Annotated in this window: 15 protein-coding genes; 10 read left to right on the top strand and 5 right to left on the bottom strand. The window is 72.9% G+C overall.

Annotated elements, in window-relative coordinates; all coding sequences use genetic code 11:
* A partial coding sequence (locus ACFO9I_RS20855; protein ID WP_379184421.1) for a fibronectin type III domain-containing protein occupies nt 1-1,336 on the top strand: 1,336 nt, incomplete at its 5' end.
* Nucleotides 1,337-1,432: 96 nt separating this feature from the next.
* Complete coding sequence (locus ACFO9I_RS20850) at nt 1,433-1,921, top strand: hypothetical protein (RefSeq protein WP_379184419.1); 489 nt, start codon at nt 1,433-1,435, stop codon at nt 1,919-1,921.
* 696 nt (nt 1,922-2,617) lie between these two features.
* Here ACFO9I_RS20850 and ACFO9I_RS20845 read toward each other — a convergent pair.
* Complete coding sequence (locus ACFO9I_RS20845; RefSeq protein WP_379184417.1) at nt 2,618-4,144, bottom strand: hypothetical protein; 1,527 nt, start codon at nt 4,142-4,144, stop codon at nt 2,618-2,620.
* A 200-nt stretch (nt 4,145-4,344) separates the two neighbouring features.
* Here ACFO9I_RS20845 and ACFO9I_RS20840 point away from each other — a divergent pair, with 200 nt between their 5' ends.
* Genes ACFO9I_RS20840 through ACFO9I_RS20825 form a run of 4 tightly spaced genes read left to right on the top strand, consistent with a single transcriptional unit; the run spans nt 4,345 to nt 10,657 of the window.
* The gene (locus ACFO9I_RS20840) at nt 4,345-5,760 is read left to right on the top strand and encodes an MFS transporter (RefSeq protein ID WP_379184415.1); all 1,416 of its coding nucleotides are present in this window, start codon (nt 4,345-4,347) and stop codon (nt 5,758-5,760) included.
* Between the two features lie 12 nt (nt 5,761-5,772).
* Nucleotides 5,773-7,923: a SpoIIE family protein phosphatase gene (locus ACFO9I_RS20835; RefSeq protein WP_379184413.1), complete on the top strand. Its 2,151-nt coding sequence runs from the start codon at nt 5,773-5,775 to the stop codon at nt 7,921-7,923.
* On the top strand, nt 7,920-9,908 hold the full coding sequence (locus tag ACFO9I_RS20830; RefSeq protein WP_379184411.1) for a PAS domain S-box protein: 1,989 nt from the start codon (nt 7,920-7,922) through the stop codon (nt 9,906-9,908). The genes ACFO9I_RS20835 and ACFO9I_RS20830 overlap by 4 nt, the downstream gene beginning before the upstream one ends.
* Before the next feature lie 8 nt (nt 9,909-9,916).
* Entirely contained in the window at nt 9,917-10,657 is a 741-nt protein-coding gene (locus ACFO9I_RS20825; RefSeq protein ID WP_379184409.1) for a response regulator, read from the top strand.
* A 13-nt stretch (nt 10,658-10,670) separates the two neighbouring features.
* On the opposite strand, the gene ACFO9I_RS20820 is transcribed toward ACFO9I_RS20825, so the two are convergent.
* Both ACFO9I_RS20820 and ACFO9I_RS20815 read right to left on the bottom strand, forming a co-directional pair.
* Nucleotides 10,671-11,888, bottom strand: a complete 1,218-nt coding sequence (locus ACFO9I_RS20820; protein ID WP_379184407.1) for a glycoside hydrolase family 3 N-terminal domain-containing protein — start codon at nt 11,886-11,888, stop codon at nt 10,671-10,673.
* Between the two features lie 150 nt (nt 11,889-12,038).
* The gene (locus ACFO9I_RS20815; RefSeq protein ID WP_379184405.1) at nt 12,039-13,487 is read right to left on the bottom strand and encodes an aminopeptidase P family protein; all 1,449 of its coding nucleotides are present in this window, start codon (nt 13,485-13,487) and stop codon (nt 12,039-12,041) included.
* A gap of 57 nt (nt 13,488-13,544) precedes the next feature.
* Here ACFO9I_RS20815 and ACFO9I_RS20810 point away from each other — a divergent pair, with 57 nt between their 5' ends.
* The 4 genes from ACFO9I_RS20810 to ACFO9I_RS20795 all read left to right on the top strand — a co-directional run bounded on the left by ACFO9I_RS20810 (nt 13,545) and on the right by ACFO9I_RS20795 (nt 18,714).
* Nucleotides 13,545-14,666 carry a PrsW family intramembrane metalloprotease gene (locus ACFO9I_RS20810; RefSeq protein WP_379184403.1) on the top strand — a complete coding sequence of 374 codons (1,122 nt, stop codon included), beginning with the start codon at nt 13,545-13,547 and terminating at the stop codon, nt 14,664-14,666.
* The gene (locus tag ACFO9I_RS20805) at nt 14,663-16,423 is read left to right on the top strand and encodes a dynamin family protein (protein ID WP_379184401.1); all 1,761 of its coding nucleotides are present in this window, start codon (nt 14,663-14,665) and stop codon (nt 16,421-16,423) included. Before ACFO9I_RS20810 ends, ACFO9I_RS20805 begins: the two co-directional genes overlap by 4 nt.
* A gap of 55 nt (nt 16,424-16,478) precedes the next feature.
* Complete coding sequence (locus ACFO9I_RS20800; RefSeq protein WP_379184399.1) at nt 16,479-18,143, top strand: GTPase; 1,665 nt, start codon at nt 16,479-16,481, stop codon at nt 18,141-18,143.
* Nucleotides 18,144-18,279: 136 nt separating this feature from the next.
* Entirely contained in the window at nt 18,280-18,714 is a 435-nt protein-coding gene (locus ACFO9I_RS20795; protein WP_379184397.1) for a single-stranded DNA-binding protein, read from the top strand.
* 6 nt (nt 18,715-18,720) lie between these two features.
* Here the strand turns inward: ACFO9I_RS20795 and ACFO9I_RS20790 are convergent, their stop codons facing one another.
* Nucleotides 18,721-19,596: a hypothetical protein gene (locus tag ACFO9I_RS20790; RefSeq protein ID WP_379184395.1), complete on the bottom strand. Its 876-nt coding sequence runs from the start codon at nt 19,594-19,596 to the stop codon at nt 18,721-18,723.
* Nucleotides 19,593-20,117 carry a SigE family RNA polymerase sigma factor gene (locus tag ACFO9I_RS20785; protein ID WP_379184393.1) on the bottom strand — a complete coding sequence of 175 codons (525 nt, stop codon included), beginning with the start codon at nt 20,115-20,117 and terminating at the stop codon, nt 19,593-19,595. The genes ACFO9I_RS20790 and ACFO9I_RS20785 overlap by 4 nt, the downstream gene beginning before the upstream one ends.
* Nucleotides 20,118-20,156 lie beyond the last annotated feature (39 nt).

Raw genomic sequence — 20,156 nt, 5'->3', positions numbered from 1 at the left:
GGACCTGACGCTCACGGTGCGGGCGACCGTGCCGTACGGCATCTACCCGGGGGACGCGCACTGTGAGGCCTATCGCCAGGACGTCGTGGGACATGGCACCGGTTGGGACCACGTCGGCAGCCTCACCATCACCCGCACTCCTCCCGGGCGACCGGGGGCACCCACCGATCTCAACTTCCACGCCGACCGACCCACCTCCGGAACCCTGTCGTGGACCGCACCGACGAACCTCGGGGACCCGCAGCTCAAGGACTACGAGATCCAGGTGCGCACGGGCGACAGCGGTGAGTGGCAGACGCTTGCCGATGGCTACTCCACGACGCCGTCGCTACCGCTGTCGAACCTGAAACCGGACTCCGTCTACGAGTTCCGCGTTCGCGGTGAGAACGGAGGTGCCGATGGCCTGTGGTCCGAAATCCTCGCAGTCCGCACACCCCCGGCCCAGGTGGCTGAAGCTCCCCGCGAAGTTACCGTGGGCCAAGTGGAAGCCACCAGCATGGTCGTCACGTGGGACAGCCCCGGGTACGACGGCGGGAGCGCCATCAGGGACTACGAGGTCGAGGTGTCCCGGGATGCCGGTGCGACCTGGCAGCCGGTACCGCACGCGGCCTCGACCGGGCTGTCGCTCACGATCAAGGGTCTCAGCGCGCGCACGGACTACCTGGTTCGCGTCGCAGCGGTCAACGACGTCGGTACGAGTCCATTTGCGACCGCCGGCGCGGCCACCACCGTCGGCGCGGCGCCGTCGGCTCCACTCGGTCTCACGGCTGAGCCAGCGCAGCCGACCAGTGTGCTGCTCGCGTGGCAACCTCCCGCAGATCTCAACGGGGCGCCGCTCACCGCCTTCGTCGTCGAAATGTCTCGCGACGGCGGAGCCACGTGGACACTGGTCGGGCCGGCGACCTTGTCGACCTCCATGACGATTCAGGGGCTGGCCAAGAACCACGAGTACCAGTTCCGGGTGCACGCCGAAAACCGAGAGGGCGCCGGACCCGCCTCCAACGTCGTGACGGTCGTCACCGCGACCACACTGCCCTCGGAACCCGGCGCGCCACGACCGGTAGCCGGATACCCGACGGCGACCGCAGCCAAGCTGACCTGGTCTGCCCCCGCCGACAATGGGGGACTTCCCATCCTCGACTACCGCTACGAACTCTCAACCAATCGGGGCAAGACCTGGCGGGTGATCCGGCACCCGGCAACTATGCGTCGCACGATCACCATCCGCGGACTGACGAGCGACCGCAGCTACCGGTTCCGAGTCCGCGCCGTGACAGCCGTCGGCGCGTCAGGCCCCTCAGCCCTACTGCGCTTCCACACCGAAGCCGCCGACTGAATCCACACGCGGCCCAAAGCGGTCCGGGGGGGATGCAACAAGTAGCCCGATGTGCGGCACCCGCATCGCCACCGAACACCCCAGAGGACACGAAGCGTGAAACCCGACCTGCCCCGCGTCGCCGGCATCAGCGGCGACTACTCCTTTCGCGCTGCGAAGCGGAAAGATCTTCGTCGTGTGAACCAGATGAGACGGGATCGCTACCACGCTGAGATCAAGCACGACGAGAGCATGAGCCGCGGACAGCGATGGCGAAAGACTGCGGATGTTTGGGCGACCGTGCGGGTGAAGCGCCGGCTGAGACCGAAGGGCATCTACGTGGCCGAGCACGTCGATGGCAAGGTCGCCGCCGCCTTCAAGATCAAGCCATCGCGCTCAGGCGAGCTGAAGGGCGACGGCCTCATCGCCGACGAGAACTACCGAGGCTCCGGCAAGGCCCTCATCACAGCGGTTGGCTACTCACTCCCACCCGGCACCCGCCTCAACATCGAGGCTCAGACTAATCGGCTCGATGGGATTCACCAAGAGTGGGGTGCCCGTCCCACCGGAAAGGGCAAGAGGTTGGCCTGGCCGAACCACGCGTAGGGCGACCCCTTCGCCTCACCGCGTCAGTACCGAAGGGATCCGCGGCCGCCGATGGGCGAGACATTTGAGGAGCACATGGAGCGGGTCAGGGGTGGAGCGCCCCCCAGCCCTGAACGTCGTGTGGCCATCACGGCCGCCCACGCCGCCACCGGGCGACCCGCTCCCAGATGGCCTGGGATCCCGCCGCTCTTGCAGCACTTCCCGACGACCGGCGCCGACAGCCGCAACTACTCCGGCTCGTCGGCCGGCGGCACTTGCGCAGGACGGACGCAGCAGGGTCTGCCCTGCACCAAGCGGGTCATAGCCGGCGACACCCACTGCCACATCCACCGATGACCGCCGAATCGCTGGGGTGCGACCTCCACGGCGACCGTCGGCGGTCGCGGCGGCGGTGTAGCGGACAGGTACCTGCCGGTCCGGTGGCGTTCCGAGTGGCGCGGATGTGCGTTCCAGAACTGGCACGCGACGACGTTCGCGTCGGTGGATCCGTGCAGGTCAGAACTGGATTTCCTACCCCCCACAGGGGCGGGGGGTCGAGGCTCCAGAAGGGGCAGACATCGCCGATTCCGACGATGTCGTCCCGGGTGTTGGTGTCCGACCCGCGGACAGTATGCCTCAGGAGCGCCGGTCCGCTCCGGATGCCCGGGTCGTGTGGGTAAACGTGCGGGCCGGCGCACGCTCACCCACACGACCGCGCTACTTCACGCGTACGTCGGCCTCGTCCCGGTGGAACGGGTTGCCGTGCAGGTCGGTGAGCTCCAGCGTCCCCACGGGGTTCAGCACGACGTGCGCGTGGGTGGCGGCCAGGGGATCCTCGGGTGTCCAGGCGGCCGAGCGCACCCGGCCGGTGCGGCAGGACGTGACGTCACCGTCCTTCTCGAAGCAGGCCCACGAACCCGCCAGCGGCGGAGCGTAGCGCCCCTGGCTCCACTGCTGCACCGTGGCGCTCCGGTCGCTGATCCCGTTGACGGGCTCGTCGAACGCGATCGTGACGGGCCCCGACTGCGCGACCGAGTGCGTGGTGAACGAGAACTGCGGGGGCCGCAGGTCCCGGTGTCGCACGCGCATCTTCCGGGCCGGGTCGTGCATCTCGTTGCCGGCCCCGTCGTACGCCTCGACCACCACCCAGCTGTGGTCGCGCACCGGGCGCGTGCACGGCGTCAACCGGAGGTGTCCGCGCCAGGTGCCGTGCTTCGCCGTGCCGCGGATGCGCTCGAGCGGCATGACGTGCGAGCTGATGAAGCCGCTCGCCTCGCGCACGCCCGACCGAGGGTCGTCGATCCGCGCGGTCAGCACGATCCGGTGCCCGCGCCTGCGCACGTCGACGGCACCGGGGTCGACGTCCAGGGAGCGCAGCACCGGCTCCGCCTCGTCGGTGCGGCTCACCACGTGGAAGACGTTGTCGCCGAGGGCGCGGAGCCGGTCACGCCGGTAGTTGGTCTGGTTGCCCAGGGCGTCGCGGACGCCGATCCAGGTGATCTTCCAGTCACCGGTGCCGACCCAGCGGCGGATCCGCAGGGAGCCGGCGTAGGTGCCGTCGCCCTGGTCGACCAGCGTCGCATCCGCCTCGTCCCCTCGGTGGTCGGCCCGGACGACGACGCTGTCGATGCCCGACCCGACGTCACCGGCCGACACCTCCACCCGGACGTCGGCCGACCTGCGGGTGGTGTCGACGCGGCGGTCGCCGATGGTGAGGGCGGTGGCGATCGGCCCCTCGGTGTCCGGGGACGACGAGGACGACACGGTGAGCGCCTCGTCGAACGGCGGCTGGTGGGTGACCGCCGCGAAGTCCTCGCCCGGGGAGTTGCCCGCCGCGTCGTACAGGACCATGTAGCCCACCCGCCATGCCCCTGTCGGGGCATACCGCGGCACCGTGAAGTCCGCGGACCACGTGTCGCCGCCGGACGGCTCGAGCTCCACTCGCCCGTTGAACGGGCCGTCGGGGGCCCTGATGTAGGCGATGGCCTTCGCCACGCCGCTCGGCTGCGGGCCGGGCGCCCCGGACTCGCTGATCTGCATGCTCAGCGTCACCTGCTGAGGTCCGGAGGAGACGTCGACCGACGAGGGGGAGAACGTGACGTCCTCGACCACCGGCGGGCTGTTGTCGGGGTTGACGCACGGGTTGAGCGGCTCGGCGGCAGCCGGCCCCGCGCCCAGCACGGTGGTGCAGGAGACGATGAGCGCCCCGGCCGTGAGCACGGCGGCCCGACGCAGAGCATGCATGGAGCGATTCGATCCCGACACGATGGCCTCCCCCGAGGAACGTGGTGCGCGACGCCCGTCATCCTGCCGCACGCACGCGTGGATCGGAAGGGCGTGGAGAGGGCTCCGGCCCGTCCTGACCTGCCCGTGCAGGACGTTGGCCCCTAGGTACGTCCCCGGCGTCCGGGAACAGTCGAGAGCCTGGACGAAGGGAGCGGCACATGGCCGAGGATGTCTCGACGGGACGGTCGGCCGGCGCGGCGCAGCGGGTGCTGGTGCCGCTCGCGCTCGCCCAGTTCATCTGCAGCTTCGCCGGCTCCAACATGAACGTGATGATCAACGACATGAGCGAGGACCTGGACACCACGGTCCAGGGCATCCAGCTGGCGATCACGATCTTCCTGCTGGTGATGGCTGCGCTGATGATCCCCGGCGGCAAGCTCACCGACAAGTACGGCCGCAAGAAGTGCTTCATGCTCGGCCTCGTCGTGTACGCCGTCGGCGCGCTGCTCAGCGCGGCGGCTCCGGGCCTCGGGGTGCTGATCATCGGCAACTCGGTGCTCGAGGGGATCGGGACCGCGCTGCTGATCCCGCCGGTCTACATCCTGGCGACCATGCTCTTCACCGAGGTCACCTCGCGGGCCCGTGCCTTCGGCGCCATCAGCGCGGCGGGCGGCATCGGTGCCGCCGCCGGCCCGCTGATCGGGGGCCTGATCACGACCGCCATCAGCTGGCGGGCGGCCTTCGTCTTCCAGGCGCTCGTCATCGCCGTGATCGTGTGGCTCAGCCGGAAGCTCGAGGACCCGCTGCCGGCGGACCCGGACCGGCACTTCGACACCGGGGGTGCGGTCCTGTCCGCGGTCGGCCTGATCCTCCTCGTCTCCGGGATCCTCGCCGCCGACAACAACGTGTGGCTGATGCTCGGGCTGATGGTCGCCGGGGCCCTCTTCCTGACGTGGTTCCTCTGGTCGATGCGCGCGAAGGAGCAGCGGGGGGAGGAGCCGCTCCTCTCGCTCACCCTGTTCCGCAACCGCACGTCCAACCTCGGCCTGGTCACGCAGAACGCCCAGTGGCTGACGCTGATGGGCGTGTCGTTCACGGTCTCGGCGTACCTCCAGGTCGTCCGTGGCTACAACGCGATCGAGACCGGCGTGATCTTCACGGCCTCGACGATCGGGCTCCTGGTCTCGTCCTTCGCCGCCGAGCGGTTGGCGAAGCGCCGCGCGCAGCGCACCCTGATCATGGCCGGGTTCGTCCTCACCATCGCGGGCATCGCGCTGTTCCTGCTGATGGTCCACGGCTCCCCGAAGGTCTGGGTCTTCGCGCCGGGACTGTTCCTGATCGGCCTCGGGATCGGCGCGATGCTGACGCCGTCGGTGAACGTCGTGCAGTCCAGCTTCGGCGAGGACCAGCAGGGGGAGATCTCGGGCCTCTCGCGCAGCGTCTCCAACCTGGGGTCGTCGCTCGGCACCGCGATCGCCGGCACGATCCTGGTGGCGGGCATCGCGGACACGCCCGGCCGCAACTACGGCCTCGCCATGGTGGCCGTGGGAGTGATCGGGCTCGTCGGGCTGGTGGCGGCGGCCCTCATGCCCCGGCAACCCGCGCCGGCACCCGCGCCGGGCGGCCGGCGGTGACATGATGGGGCCGTGCCGATCCCCGGAGTGCCGCCGTGGATCGGTGACCTCGACCACCTCGACGGCCTGGACGAGGCGGCGCTGGCCACCGACACCACCGGCCAGATCATCTTCGCCAACTCGACCGCGCGCCGCCGGCACCGGTTCGTCGGCGACGACCTGGCCCGCGTCGACCTCGCGGAGAGCCTGCTGGCGCCCCACGAGCGCGAGGCGTTCACCGAGGTCGAGCGGCAGGCCCTCGGCGGCCGTCACTGGGCCGGTCGCCTCGACGTGGTCCGCGTCGACGGCTCGGTGCGCGGCGCCGAGCTCAGCTGCTCGCCGCTGCGACGGGACGGTGCCGTGGTCGGCATGGTGTGCGTGGTCGACGAGCTCGTGAGCGAGCACGGCCAGGACCGTGAGGTACGCCGGCTCGGGGACCGGCTCACCCGGCTGGCCCGGGTGGCAGCCGAGCTCGGGACGGCCGAGGACGTGGAGACGGTCACCAAGGTCGTCGTCTCGCAGGCCGCGGACGCGGTCGGGGCCACCGTCGCGTCGTTGTCGCTCGTCGTCGGCGAGAACACCCTGGCCCTGGTCGGTCTGCGCGGCGGGCCCGAGGGGGCGTCGCAGCGCTGGGCGACGTACTCCGTCGACGACGACGTGCCCGCCGCCGAGGTCGTGCGCACGGGCGTGCCGCTCGTGCTCGTCGGCCGGGAGGCCATCGACGAGCGCTTCCCCGACCTGGAGCGCGCCACCGAGGGCGAGCGCTCGATCGTGTGCCTGCCGATGCGGGTCGTGGGCCGTGCGGTCGGAGTCATCACGCTGTCGTTCCCCGGCCGACGCGAGCTCGACGGCGCCGAGCTGGAGTTCTTCGGGATCCTCGCGGACTCGTGCGCGCAGGCGCTGGAGCGGATCCGCGCCCAGGCCGAGGCGACGGAGCAGGCCCTGCGGGTGCGGTTCCTCGCCGACGCCACGACCGAGCTGGCCAAGAGCCTCGACTACGAGGTCACCCTGGCCAACGTGGCCCGGCTGGCGGTGCCCACCTTCGCGGACTGGTGCGCCATCGACGTCGTCGAGGACGACCGGCTGCACCGGCTGGCGGTGGAGCACGTCGACCCGGCGAAGGTCCGTTTCGCCCTGGAGATCCAGGAGCGCTACCCGTCCAACCGGGACGCACCGGGCGGTGCGTGGGACGTGATCCGGACCGGTCGGAGCTCCCTCATCCCCGAGGTCACCGACGAGATGCTCGTCGCGGCCGCCGTGGACGAGGAGCACCTGCGGATCGCCCGCGAGCTGCACCTGCGCAGCGCGATGACCGTGCCGCTGGTCGCGCGCGGCCGCTCGCTCGGCGTCATCACGTTCGTGGCCGCGGAGTCGGAGCGCCGCTACGCACCCGAGGACGTCGCCTTCGCCGAGGACCTCGGGCGGCGTGCGGCGATCGCCATCGACAATGCCCAGCTCCACAGCCAGACCCGGGAGGCCGCGGTCCGGCTGCAGCACGCGGTGCTGCCCGACCTCGCGGTGAACGTCTCCGGGTGGGAGCTGGCCAGCCACTACAGCCCCGCCGGACGCACCGACGTGGGCGGCGACTTCTACGACGCCATCGGGCTGCCCGACGGGCGCCTGGTGCTCTTCGTCGGTGACGTGATGGGGCGGGGTGTCGGCGCCGCCGCGGCCATGGCCCAGATGCGCGCCGCCGTCCGGGCGTACGTCGCCGTCGACCCCCAGCCCGAGGTCGTGCTGCGCAAGCTCGACCTGCTCTTCGCCACCTACGGCATGAGCCAGCTGGTCACGCTCGTCTACGCGCTCGCCGACCCGTCCCGCAACGAGCTGGTGGTCGTCAACGCGGGCCACCCCCCGCCGCTGGTCCTCCGGGAGGACGGCGCCGTCGAGGAGCTGCCGACCGCCGACGGCCCGCCGCTCGGCATCAGCGACGGCCCGCGTCACACGCTGACCGTCCCGCTGCGCTCGGGCGACACCGTGCTCGCCTTCACCGACGGCCTCATCGAGCGTCGCGCCGAGGACATCGACGAGGGACAGCGTCGCGTGCGCGAGGCGGCCCCCGGACTGGTCGGCGAGCCGCTCGGTCAGGCACTGGAACGGCTCGTCGAGTCGGTCCGCGACCTGACCCGCGAGGACGACGTCGCCGTCCTCGCCGCCCGACGCGTCCCGGGCGGCGGACCGTGAGCCCGAGCGGCCCCTCCATCGTGATCGTCGACGACGCCGCCGACGTGCGCGTGCTGATGAAGTCGCGGCTGCGGATCTCGGGGATGTTCACGATCGTCGGCGAGGGCGCGGACGGCGCGCAGGCGATCGAGCTGGCCTGCCGGCACCGGCCCGACCTGATGCTGCTCGACGTCTCCATGCCCGGTGTCGACGGCCTCGAGGCGCTCCCGGAGATCCGGCGCCTCTCGCCGACGACCAGGGTCGTGCTGTTCAGCGGCTTCGAGGAGCAGGGGCTGGCGGAGCGGGCCGAGGAGCTCGGGGCCGCGGCGTTCGTCGAGAAGTCCACGCCGGTGGACACGCTGGTGGACCGCCTGCTCGCGGTGGCCGACCGCTCGCGGTCCGCCGTGGACCCGACCGAGCACGCCCCCGAGCCCGAGCCGGACCAGCGCGTGCTCGACGAGCACCTCGAGCGCTTCCGCGAGGTCTTCGACGCGGCCGCGATCGGCATGGCCACCATGACCCTCGCCGGCCGGCTGGTCCGCGCCAACGGCGCGCTCGCCACGCTGGTGCAGCAGCCCGCTGACCGGCTGGTCGGGCAGTTCTACGGCGACCTGACCGACCAGGGCGCGCAGGCCGTCACCCGGGTCCTCGAGGAGGTCGAGCAGGGCCGGGCCGAGGTGGTCCAGGTCGAGCACGCCCTCCCGCGGTCTGCCGGCGGGCGCTGGGTCCGGGCCACGTTCGCGCCGGTGCGGGACTCGGCGGGCCGGGCACTCTACGTCTTCCTGCAGGTCCAGGACGTCACCGCCGAGCGCGCGGCCACCGAGGAGCTGCGCCGCAGCGAGGAGCGCTTCCGCCTGCTGGTCGAGGCGGTCGAGGACTACGCGATCTTCATGCTCGACCCGACCGGTCACGTCGTGAGCTGGAACAGCGGCGCCCAGCGCAGCAAGCTCTACGCGGCCGACGAGATCATCGGCCAGCACTTCCGGGTCTTCTACCCGCGCGAGCAGCAGGAGCGACGGCACCCCGAGCACGAGCTCGAGATCGCGATGCGTGAGGGCCACTACGAGGAGGAGGGCTGGCGGATCCGCAAGGACGGCACCCGCTTCTGGGCCAACGTCCTGATCACGGCCGTCTTCAACGAGTCGGGCCGGCACGTCGGCTTCGCGAAGGTCACCCGCGACACCAGCGAACGTCGACGCCTGGAGCAGGACCGCGAGCAGGCGGTGCGAGACCTCGCGGCGGCCAAGGACGAGCTGGAGTCCCTCAACCAGCGGCTGCGGCAGGCCGCGGAGGACCAGCAGGAGTTCCTCGCGGTGACCGCCCACGAGCTGCGCACGCCCATCGGCGTGCTGAGCGGCTCGGCCGAGACCTTGTCGCGGCACTGGAACGAGCTCGAGGACGACGAGCGTGGCGACCTCCTGGACGCGGTGGAGTCGAGCACGGGCCGACTGCGCCGGCTGCTGGCCGACCTGTTGACGGCCTCGCGCCTGGAGTCCCGGGCCCTGGAGATGGACGCGGTCCCCGTGCGGGTGGTGGACGTCGTCGGCGACGCCGTCGCCAGCCTCCAGACGACCAACCCCGGCGTGCCCGTGCACGTGGACTGCCCCGAGGACCTGACCGTGTCCGGCGACCGCGACCGCCTCTCCCAGGCGCTCGACAACCTGCTGAGCAACGCGCTGAGCCACGGCGCCGCGCCCGTGACCGTGACCGCGCGGAGCGACGGCGACCGGATCCAGGTGCGGGTCAGCGACGCCGGCGGCGGCGTGCCCGCGGCCATGCAGGGCCGGCTGTTCGAGCGGTTCGCCACCGGGCGCCGCCGTGGCGGCACCGGTCTCGGGCTGTTCATCGTGCGCGAGATCGCTCGCGCGCACGGCGGGGACGCGACGTACGAGCCGGGCACGACCGAGGACCCCGTCGGCGCCTTCGTGATCACGTTGCCCGTGGTCCACCCCCGCCCGACGTCGCCCAGACTCGGGGCGGGCCGGCGAGGCGAGCCAGGACCCTAGGCGGAGCCGTGACGATCCGGGTGCTGCTCGTGGACGACGTCGTCGAGGTCCGACGGCTGCTGCGCACCGCCCTGAGGCTGCGGGGCGGGTTCGACGTGGTGGGGGAGGCCGGTGGCGGCGCGGAGGCGGTCCGCCTCGCCGAGTCCCTGCATCCCGAGGTGGTGGTGCTCGACCTGGGCCTGCCCGACATCGCCGGCAGGGAGGTGCTCACCCGGATCCGGGACCGGTCGCCGGCCTCCAAGGTCGTGGTCTTCTCCGGCGCCGTGGACGAGGACCGGTCCTGGATCGCCGGCCACGCCGACGGCTACGTCCTCAAGGACGTCGAGCTCGCCCAGCTGCTCGACCTGCTGGAGTCCGTCGGGCGCCGCCAGGCGACCGAGGTGGAGGTCCACCTGCCGCAGGCACTGTCCACCGCCGCGGAGGCACGCCGGTTCGTCAAGCACGCCGTCACGCAGTGGAACCTCACCCCGATCCTCGACGACGCCCTGCTGGTGGTCAGCGAGCTCGCCACCAACGCGGTCACGCACGCGGGCTCGTCGTGCCGGATCCGGCTCTCGCTCACCGACACCTCCCTGCGCATCGACGTCACCGACGCCGGCGAGGGCACCCCCGAGCCGCAGCCCTCGAGCAGCACCGCGGAGCACGGCCGCGGGCTGCACCTGATCAACGCGCTCGCCACCGCGTGGGGACTCGAGGAGGTCCCGGGACAGGGCAAGGTCGTCTGGGCCGAGCTCTCCCGGCCCCGCTGACCCGCGCGGCCGGTCAGCCGCCAAGCAGGTGCTGGTCGGCCTTCACCTCGAGTACGCGCAGGGCGGACCGCTCGACGCGCTCCCGGAAGTCGCGGTCCGAGCGGGCCAGGCGCAGCACCGCGTCGTACATCGACGGCAGGGTGCCGGGGTCGACGGTGAGCACGAGGTCGCCGCCGGCCCGGACGAACCGCACCGCCCGCTGGCCCGCGGTCCAGCTCGCGACCTGGCGCGCGCTGCCGAGGTCGTCGGAGACGACGACACCGCGGAAGCCGAGGTCGCCACGCAGCATCCGCCCGATGACGAACGGCGAGAACGCCGCGGGCCGGTGCGGGTCCAGCCGCGCGTAGTACGCCGTCGACATCATCACCACCGGCACCCCGGCCCGGACGGCCGAGCGGAACGGCGCGAGGTAGGGGTCGTGTCGACGGGTCACGCGGTCGGTGACCCGGGTCCGCAGGTCGGTGTTGGCGTGCACGCGCCCGAGGCCGGGGAAGTGCTTGACGGTGGGAACGACGCCACGAGCGCTCATCCCGCGGGCGAAGGCCACGGCGTGGCTGGTGACGACCCGCGGGGTGTACCCGAACGCGCGGTCGAAGGCGCCGATCGGCGGGTTCAGGGCGGCAGCCCGCGGGCCGGGGACGGTGTCCGCCACCGCTGCGAGGTTCATGGTGACGCCCGAGGCGCGCAGCTGCCCGGCCCAGTCCGCGGCCCGCGACCGCAGCCGACCTGGCGTCCACCGGCCCTGCTCGAGCGCCGACGGCATCTGCGAGATCCCGCGACCGGCGAGCACCTGAACCTGACCGCCCTCCTGGTCGGTCGCCACCAGGAGGCGTACGCCGCCGGTGGCGCCGCGGTCGGCGCGCTCCTGCAGCGCCGCCACCACCCGCGCGGGAGCCCGCGTGCCGCTCCGGCTGCGCCCGGTGAGCATCACGTTGCCGACATGGAACCGGTCGATCTGCGCGCGGGTCAGCGGACTGGCGGCCGAGGCAGGCGTGCCCACCATGAACAGCTGCCCGACACGCTGCGCCAGCGTCATCCGCGCCAGCGCCTGCTCGGCAGGGTCGACGCGTCTCAGGAGGGTGCCGGGCACGTGCGGCGGCGCGTCGCCGGCCTGCACGGTCGGGACCGCCTCCGCCGGCTCCACGACCGCCGGTGCGGCGCCGGTCGCCAGGCCTGTGACGAGGGCGGCGACGGCCACCACGCTGCCCGGGCGGATCGACAACCAGGACAAGGACGAGCTCCCTACGACGACGACGTGCCCGCCGTACTCGGCTGTGGCGGACGCGGCGTCCACCCTGTCATGCGCACGACCGTGGGCCTCGCAGCACCCCCGGGGGCGTGTTGCAGGGTTCCCGGCCCTGACCGGTCAGGGCCGGGAAGGTCAGCCCTGGTGGCGGCCCATCCACGCCTCGACGTCGGCCGAGGTGCGGGGGAGCGAGGCCGAGAGGTTCCGGAACCCGTCGGCGGTGACCACGATGTCGTCCTCGATGCGGATGCCGATGCCGCGCAGCTCCTCGGGGACCAGCAGGTCGTCCTCCTGGAAGTACAGCCCCGGCTCCACGGTGAGCACCATGCCCTCCGCAAGATCACCCTTGGGGTAGACGTCGGCGGCGGCGTTGCCGCAGTCGTGGACGTCCATCCCGAGCATGTGGCTGGTGCCGTGCAGCGTCCAGCGGGCGTAGACCTTGCTCTCCGGGTCGAGGGCCTCCTCGGCCGGGACCGGGAGCAGCCCCATGTCCTCGAGGCCGTGCGCGAGCACGGTCATCGCGGCGTCGTGCGCGGCCAGGAAGGGCACGCCGGGGCGCACGGCCTGGATGCCGGCCTCCTGCGCGGCGTACACGAGGTCGTAGAGGTCGCGCTGCAGGTCGGTGAACCGGCCGTCGACCGGGAGGGTGCGGGTCACGTCGGCGGTGTAGAGGTTGTTGCCCTCGACACCCATGTCGAGCAGCACCAGCTCGCCGGGGTTGATCGCGCCGGAGTTCTCGATCCAGTGCAGCGTCGTCGCGTGCTTGCCGCCGCCGACGATGGAGTCGTAGCCGATGTCGTTGCCCATCGCCCGGGCCCGGCGGAAGAACGTGCCCTCGATCCAGCGCTCGCCGTACTTCAGCACGTCGGCCCACTCGCGCACGGAGTCCTCGAAACCGAGGGTGGTGATGTCACAGGCCTCCTGCAGCTCACCGAGCTCCCACTCGTCCTTGACCAGCCGCAGCTCCGAGACGACCCGCGCGAAGTCCTCGTCGCGGGTGGCGTCGGCGGGCACCAGGCCGTCGACCAGCGCGGAGACGCCGCGGTGCACGCGGGTCTTCCCCGAGCCGGCGAGGGCGGCGGGGAGGTCGTCGACGTGGCGGACCGGGAGGCCCAGGGAGCTGGAGATCTCGTGGGCCGACGGGCGGCGCCCGGCCCACAGCTCGCCGTACTGCCGGTCCCGGAAGAACTCGTCGGTCTCGCGCGAGGACCGCGGCCGCGCGTAGAGCGTGGCCTCGCCGTCCTCGATGACCAGCACCGCGTCGCTGGTCTGGTTGCCGGAGAAGTAGGTGTGCGCGGTGTCGGGACGGAACCGGTAGTCGGTGTCGTTCGACCGCACCTTGTAGGTCCCGGCGGGGAGCACCAGCCGCTCCCCGGGGAACGCCTCGGTCAGCTGGGCGCGGCGTCGTGCGGCGTGCTCGGCGATGGGGTGACGGGGCAGGTCGAGCTCCCGCTCGCCCCACCCGGTGCGCATGAACTGTGCCCAGGCGTCCGGCACCTTCGGGTCGTGGGACTCCGTCCGGGGTGCGGTGGTGTCGGACGCGGTGGTCTCGGGCGCGGGGGTCTGCTGGCTCTGCTCGGTCACCCGGCCATGGTACGCCGGAAGGCGGGCCGGACGGCCAGTCCCGATAGGCTTCGGGGCATGCCCGGGACCCGTCGAGACAGCATCGCCTTCACGGTCGTGGTGACCGTGCTGGTGTGCCTCGGCGCGGCCGTGATGCTGCTCGTCATCGCACTGTCCGGAGGCCCCGGGTCGCTGCTCCTGGCCACCGTGCTCGCAGCGTTGCCGGTGGGTCCGCTGGTCGCGTGCTACCTCTGGCTGGACCGCTACGAGCCGGAGCCCAAGCGGCTGCTCGCCCTCGGCCTGCTGTGGGGCGGGTTCGTGGCCACCGCCGCCGCGCTCCTGATCCAGGGCATCGGCGGCTTCGTGGTCGGCTTCAGCGACCAGCAGAGCTCGGAGGTCGTCGCGCCGCTGAGCGAGGAGGCGAGCAAGGGGCTGTTCCTGATCCTGCTGCTGTGGTGGCGCCGGGCCGAGCTGGACGGCGTCCTCGACGGGATCGTCTACGCGGGGATGGTCGGGATCGGCTTCGCCTTCACCGAGAACATCCTCTACCTCGCCGCGGCCTACAACGGCACGGACGGGTCGGGGCCGGGCGGCACCGAGGCCCTGACGGGCACGTTCGTGCTCCGGTGCCTGGTCAGCCCGTTCGCGCACCCCCTCTTCACCACCTTCACCGGCATCGGCGTCGGCATCGCCGTCATGGCCCGCCGGGGCTGGGTGCGCGTGGTGGCGCCGCTCGCGGGCTACGCCTGCGCGGTGGCCGCCCACGCGACCTGGAACTCCTCGACCGCCCACGGCCTGGGCAGCTTCGCGGGTGTCTACCTCCTCCTGATGGCGCCGGCCCTGGTCGCGATCGTCTGCCTGGCGGTCTGGTCCCGCCGCTCCGAGCGCCGGATGCTCACCGCCTCCCTCGACGACGCCGCCCGCCGCGGCCTGATCCCGGCGACCGACATCGGCTGGGTGGTCGACCTCGGCGCCCGCCGCCGCAGCCGCGCCTACGCCCGAGCCGTCGGCGGCAAGGACGCGGAGCGGTCGATGCGGGAGTACCAGCAGGCCGCCGTCGAGCTCGGCTTCCTCCACTACCGCTTCCTGCGCGGCACCCCGCCGCCCGACTTCGCCGCCCGGGGCCAGGAGTACGTCGCCCGCATCGGCGCCGTCCGCCCCTCGATCGCATTCCCCGGACAGGTGGTACCGACCCGATGACCCATTCCAGCCAGCGCGCCGTCACGGCGCCGACCGACGGCACCCAGATGGTCACGTCGCTCGTCCGGCTGCGGGGCTCGCTGCAGGAGGCGCCGCTGCCCCTGCAGGTCCCCGGCGTCGACGAGCAGCGGGCCGCGCGCCAGGAGATGGTCGACCAGCTGGAGGACTACGTCCTGCCCCGGCTGATGACCATCGACGCGCCGCTGCTCGCGGTGGTCGGGGGGTCGACCGGGGCCGGCAAGTCCACCCTGGTCAACTCCCTCGTCGGCCGGCGGGTCACCGAGCCCGGCGTGCTCCGCCCGACGACCCGGTCCCCGGTCCTGGTCCACCACCCCGACGACGCCGTCTGGTTCGGCCAGGACCGCCTGCTGCCCGACCTGGAGCGGGTGACGCACGCGACGAACGACCCCGAGGCGCTGCAGCTGGTCGCCTCCGAGACGGTGCCGCAGGGGCTGGCCATCCTCGACGCCCCCGACGTCGACTCGGTCGAGGAGCGCAACCGGACCCTGGCCGCGCACCTGCTCGCCGCCGCCGACCTGTGGCTGTTCGTCACCTCCGCGGCGCGGTACGCCGACCAGGTGCCGTGGGACTACCTGCGCCAGGCGGCGGAGCGCTCCACCGCCGTCGCCATCGTCCTGGACCGCACGCCGGCCGACGCGGTGCAGACCGTCGCCACCCACCTGGCACGGATGCTGGCGAGCCGTGGCCTGAAGGACTCGCCGCTGTTCACCGTGCACGAGGGCCCGGTCTCCGCGGAGGGCCTGCTGGAGGCGAGCGCCGTCGCCGACATCCGCGGCTGGCTCGAGTCGCTCGCCGAGGACTCCGAGGCCCGCGCGGCGGTCGTCAAGCAGACCCTCGACGGGGCGATCCGCACCCTCGCCCGACGCAGCCACACCGTGGCCGACGCGACGGCCGAGCAGGTCGTCGCCGCGAACCGCCTGCGGGCCGACGCGGACGCGGCGTACGACCAGGCGATCGAGGCCGTGGTCAGTGCCTCGGCCGACGGCACCCTGCTGCGTGGCGAGGTGCTGGCCCGCTGGCAGGAGTTCGTCGGCACCGGCGAGCTGCTGAAGTCCCTCGAGAACCGCGTCGGCTGGCTGCGCGACCGGGTGGTCAACGCCGTCAAGGGCAAGCCCCAGCAGGCCGAGCGGGTGACGGTCGCCGTCGAGTCCGGCCTCGAGACGCTGATCCTCGAGCACGCCGAGGCCGCCGCCGAGCGGGCAGCGGGCTCGTGGCAGTCGCTGGACTCCGGCAAGGCCCTGCTCGCGGACGCGGGGGAGGACCTCGGTCGTGCGTCGCGGGACCTGCGCCGCCGCGCCGAGCGCTCGGTGCGGGACTGGCAGGCCGACGTGCTCGAGATGGTGCGGACCGAGGGTGCCGACAAGCGCAGCACGGCCCGCTTCCTGGCCTACGGCGTCAACGGGCTGTCCGTGGCGCTGATGGTGGTGGTCTTCGCCCACACCGCCGGTGTCACCGGAGCGGAGGCCGGGATCGCCGGGGGCTCGGCGGTGCTGGGCCAGAAGCTGCTGGAGGCGGTCTTCGGCGACCAGGCGGTGCGCAGCCTGGCCGAGCGGTCGAGCCGCGCGCTCGAGGAGCGGGTGCGGGCGCTGCTGGAGTCCGAGCGGGCGCGCTACACCGACCTGCTGGACAGCCTCGACATCGACGCCGAGGCACCGGAGCGGTTGCGGGCCGCGGCGCGCCGGGTCGACGACCTGCGCTTCGCCCAGGTCCAGCGCGGCACCGGCTCGGCGACGTGAGAGTGACACCGCCTAGGGTTGCCCCAGCACAACCGATCGGCCGTCGAGGGAGAAGATGACGTCCTTGCTGGAGGGGGCCAAGAAGCTGGTCACCCGTGGCTCCGACATCGGGGCACGGATCGAGGGCCTCGACTCCGCGACCGAGGCCGCGCGTGGACGCCTCGACGACGGCGTCGTCGACGAGGCCCGTGCCGTCGTCGACCGCGCCTCGGGCCGGCTGCGGCTGTCGGCCGAGCACACCGTGGTCGCGATCGCGGGTGCGACCGGCTCCGGCAAGTCCTCGACGTTCAACGCCCTGACCGGCCTGGAGCTGTCGGCCGTCGGCGTACGCCGCCCCACCACGTCGTGGGCGTCGGCCTGCGTGTGGGGCCGCGACGGCGCCGACGAGCTGCTGGAGTGGTTGGGCATCCCCGCCCGGCACCAGACCACGCGCGACTCGATGCTCGACAGCGGGCGTCGCGGCAAGCAGGACGCCGAGCTCGACGGCGTCGTGCTGCTCGACCTCCCCGACCACGACTCCACCGAGGTCTCCCACCACCTCGAGGTCGACCGCCTGGTCCAGCTGGCCGACCTGCTGGTGTGGGTCCTCGACCCCCAGAAGTACGCCGACGCCGCGATCCACGACCGCTACCTGGCCCCGTTGGCCACGCACCAGGGCGTGATGGTGGTCGTCCTCAACCACATCGACACGGTGCCCGAGGAACGGCGCCAGTCGATGGTCGACGACGTCCGTCGGCTCCTGGACCAGGACGGCCTGAAGCAGGTCCCGGTGATCCCCGTCAGCGCCCGGCACGGCATCGGCGTGCCCGAGCTGAAGGCGGAGATCGCCGAGCGGGTGGCCGCCAAGAAGATGACGCGGGCCCGCCTCGAGGCCGATCTGCGGGCCGCGGCCACGCGGCTCGACGAGGAGTGCGGCCAGGGCAGGACCCGGGCGCTGTCGAAGGAGCGGGTCACCGCGCTGGAGGAGGCATTCGCCGAGGCCGCCGGCGTTCCGACGGTGGTCGACGCCGTCGAGCGCTCGACACGGCTCCGTGCGGGGCGGGCCACCGGGTGGCCGGTCACGGCGTGGTTCTCGCGGCTCCGGCCGGACCCCCTCAAGCGCCTGCACCTCGACCTCGGCAGCGAGGGCCGCGAGCTCACAGGACGGGCGCGCACCTCGGTGCCGGTCGCGTCGCAGGTGCAGCGGGCGCGGGTCGACACCGAGGTCCGGGCGCTCGCCGACGACGTCTCCTCGGGGCTGGCCAGGCCCTGGGGCGAGGCGGTGCGCCGCGCCTCCGTGGCGCGCCTTCCCGAGCTGGGGGACCGGCTCGACGCCGCGCTGGCCGAGACCGACCTGGGTGCGTCCCGGACTCCCGTGTGGGCGGGCGCGGTCCGCGTGCTGCAGTGGGTGCTGCTGGCGGCGGCGCTCGTCGGCACGCTGTGGCTGCTCGCCCTGGCGGGGGCGGGCCTCCTGCAGCTGCCCGAGCCGGCCACGCCCGACGTGGCGGGCCTCCCGGTTCCGACGCTGCTGCTGCTCGGTGGGGTGGCGGCCGGCCTGATGCTGGCCCTGCTCTGCCGCTTCCTGGTGGCCGCGACCGCACGGAGCCGCGCCCGGTCGGCGGACGCCCGGTTGCGCGAGGCGGTGCGGTCGGTGGCCCAGGAGCTGGTCGTGGTGCCCGTCGAGGCGGAGCTGCAGGCCTACACGACCGTGCGCAGCGGACTGGCCCGGGTCCTGAAGTAGGCCGCGCAGCCTCCACAGGGCGGCTCGGCGTCGGGCTCGTCCACAGGGGGCCGATGGCAACGGCGTCGTTGTCGGCGTGCCCGCGGAGTCTCGTCCCGACGCGGGGACGTGCCCCGCGCGTGACGAGGAGACACCGATGAACGAGACCATCGTGACCCTGCAGGGCTGGCTCGGCAACGACGTGACCGTGCGCCTGGCGGGCGACACCACGGTCGCCACCTTCCGGGTGGCCTGCACGCCGCGGCGCTACCAGCGCAAGACCGACGAGTGGGTCGACGGTGACACGCAGTGGTACACCGTGAACGCCTGGCGCGGGCTGGCCGAGAACTGCGAGCGGTCGCTGCGCCGGGGCGACCCGGTCGTCGTGCACGGGCGGCTCAACGCCCAGACCTGGACCAACTCCGCTGGGGTCGAGGTGACCTCGTTCGAGGTCGACGCGACGCTCGTCGGTCACGACCTCGGCAAGGGGGTCAGCCAGTTCACCCGCACCGTCGGGGCGGCCGCCCGGGCTGCCACCGAGCCCCTGTCCGGGCCCGGGGGTGGGTCCGGTGCGGACGAGGTGGCAGCCTGAGGGCGTTCAGCCGGCCTTCGGGGACCAGTCCTGCCAGACCGGGTCCGCGGCGATCGCGAGCAGCTCGTCGAGGTCCAGCGGGGGCTCGTCGGCGGTGGCGGGCGGCGACATCTTGTAGCCGTTGGAGTCCGCCACCGTCAGCTCGACGACGCCGCCGTCCTTTGCCGCCACGTCGACCGTGAGGATCGTGACTCCCTGGAGGACCGAGCGCACCTGCCGGCCGTAGGCCCGGCCGGTCTCGTCACGGAGGATCTTGCAGCTCTCCGGGTCGACCATGTCGCCCGGGCACCGCAGGTGAGCCCGGGTGCCCGGGCCGGGTGCCTTCGCCGTGGCGCTGTCCGTCTCCTGGGAGATGCCGATGGCCGGGGGGACGAGGACCAGGTTCAGCGCGCCGGGGCCGTTGCTGGTCGACGAGGTCAGGTCGGCGAGGAGGTAGCCCTTCATCGGTGCGTACGCCTCACCCGGAGCGCGGTCCTCGTTCATCACGACCGAGTCCACGACCCGTGTGTCGGTCGGCAGCAGACGACCCAGGCGGTCCAGCATCTCGGGGGCGGGCATGCTCCACCATCCCTGCGGACCGTCCTCACCGGGCAGGTCCGGGACCGGGTCGGTGGACGGGGGAACGCTCGTCGGGTCGCTGGCCACCCCGGCGCCGCGATCCGCGCCGCCGCCAGCGAGCGTGGGGAGCGCGAGACCGGCCACGGCGACGGCGGCAGCGACCCCGAGGGTCGCGCCGATCCGGCGCCTCCGGCGCAGGGTGCGGCCGCGCAGGCGGGCGGCCGCACCCATCCCGTGGGCGTCGCCGTGGACGCCGGCCATGCCGCGGTCCAGGACCGCACGCAGGGCCGCGGCCTCGTGGGGGCGTTCGTCGGTGTTCGTCACGATGCACTCCAGGTGGCGTCGTCGGACAGGGGCGCGTGCTCGACCAGCAGGCCGCGGAGCGCGCGGAGGGCACGGAGACTGCGGTTCTTGACCGCGGCCTCGGTGATCCCGAGCTCGGAGGCGGTGCGCGCGACGCTCTGGTCCTCCCAGAACCGCAGCACGACGACCGCCCGGTCGACCGGGGCCAGCTGGGCGAGGGCCCCCATCAGGGCAGCCCGGTCGGTCGGGTCGTCGTCGGTGACCGCGCGGTCCGCAGGCCGCTCCACCGGCAGCTCGCTGCTGCTGCGCCGGCGGCGTTCGGAGAGGAACGACTTGATGAGCACCCCGTGCACGTAGGCGACCGGGTCGTCGGCACGGGTGACCCGCCCCCACGCGGCGTACGCCTTGGCCAACGCCGTCTGCACCAGGTCCTCGGCACTGTGCGACGACCCCGTGAGCAGGTACGCGTTGCGGTAGAGCTGGTCCGCACGCGCGGCCACGAACTCCGAGAACTCGGCCTCGAGCCGATCAGATCGACGCACCGTCGTGCCTCCCGCGGGGCGAGCCCCTGTCCTTCGCGA

The organism is Nocardioides sp. GCM10023255 (assembly GCF_042653125.1).
Lineage (GTDB): Bacteria > Actinomycetota > Actinomycetes > Propionibacteriales > Nocardioidaceae > Nocardioides.
Note: the sequence above shows the minus strand (reverse complement) of the source record. Positions and strands in the feature narration are given on the sequence as shown.

Excerpts from the sequence above, each read along its gene's own strand:
- ACFO9I_RS20795 (WP_379184397.1), top strand. The coding sequence starts at position 18,280 with ATGAACGAGACCATCGTGACCCTGCAGGGCTGGCTCGGCAACGACGTG.
- ACFO9I_RS20805 (WP_379184401.1), top strand. The coding sequence starts at position 14,663 with ATGACCCATTCCAGCCAGCGCGCCGTCACGGCGCCGACCGACGGCACC.
- ACFO9I_RS20800 (WP_379184399.1), top strand. The coding sequence starts at position 16,479 with ATGACGTCCTTGCTGGAGGGGGCCAAGAAGCTGGTCACCCGTGGCTCC.
- ACFO9I_RS20840 (WP_379184415.1), top strand. The coding sequence starts at position 4,345 with ATGGCCGAGGATGTCTCGACGGGACGGTCGGCCGGCGCGGCGCAGCGG.
- ACFO9I_RS20845 (WP_379184417.1), bottom strand. The coding sequence starts at position 4,144 with ATGCATGCTCTGCGTCGGGCCGCCGTGCTCACGGCCGGGGCGCTCATC.
- ACFO9I_RS20810 (WP_379184403.1), top strand. The coding sequence starts at position 13,545 with ATGCCCGGGACCCGTCGAGACAGCATCGCCTTCACGGTCGTGGTGACC.